The sequence below is a fragment of the Streptomyces sp. CNZ287 genome (assembly GCF_007827615.1).
The window spans coordinates 1-1,016 of sequence record NZ_VISV01000054.1 but is presented as its reverse complement, the minus strand read 5'-3'; the positions used below and the strand labels follow the sequence as shown (position 1 = coordinate 1,016).

General features: G+C 69.1%; 1 protein-coding gene. It reads right to left on the bottom strand.

Annotated elements, in window-relative coordinates; all coding sequences use genetic code 11:
- On the bottom strand, window positions 1–1,016 hold a 1,016-nt coding region (locus FB457_RS35050; RefSeq protein WP_145784715.1), incomplete at both ends, for a polyketide synthase.

Sequence of the window (1,016 nt, the reverse complement as noted above, 5' to 3'; positions counted from 1 at the left end):
TCGACCTGGGGATGCTCCTCGACATACGCCGCCAGCCGCTCGGCCGACTGCGCGAGCGCGGCCGCCGTACGGGCCGAGACGACCACAGGCACCGGGATCGACTTGTCGACCTGCAGGGGTGACCTCTCGGCCTCGGCCGACTGCGCGGGCTCCGGCGCCGCTTCGAGGATGACGTGGGCGTTGGTGCCGCTGATCCCGAACGACGAGACCGCCGAGCGCCGGGGCTCGCCCGTCTCCGGCCACGGCTGGGTCTCGGTGAGCAGCGAGACGTGGCCTGCGGTCCAGTCGACATGGCTGCTGGGCTCGTCCACATGCAGCGTCGGCGGCAGCACACCGTGGCGCATCGCCTCGACCATCTTGATCACACCCGCGACGCCCGCGGCGGCCTGGGTGTGCCCGATGTTCGACTTCACCGCACCCAGCCACAACGGACGCTCAGCACTGTGCGCCCGACCATACGTCGCCAGAAGAGCCTGGGCCTCGATCGGATCGCCGAGTGTCGTGCCCGTACCGTGCGCCTCCACCGCATCGATCTGACCCGCACTCAGCCGCGCACTGGCCAGGGCCTGCTCGATGACACGCTGCTGAGACGGCCCGTTCGGCGCCGTCAGCCCATTCGACGCACCATCCTGATTGACCGCAGAACCCCGCAGCACCGCAAGAATCTCGTGCCCGTTGCGCTCCGCGTCCGACAACCGCTCCAGCAGCACGAAACCGACACCCTCACCCCACCCCGTACCATCCGCAGCCTCCGCAAACGGCTTGCACCGCCCATCAGGCGCCAACCCCCGCTGCCGCGAAAACTCCACAAACACACCCGGCGTCGCCATCACCGTCACACCACCGGCAAGCGCCAGCTCACACTCACCGTTACGCAACGCCTGCGCAGCCAGATGCATGCTCACCAGAGAGGAGGAGCAGGCGGTGTCCACCGTGACCGCCGGACCTTCGAGACCGAAGGTGTACGCCACCCGACCCGACGCCACACTCGCCGCACCGCCATTGCCCAGGAAGCC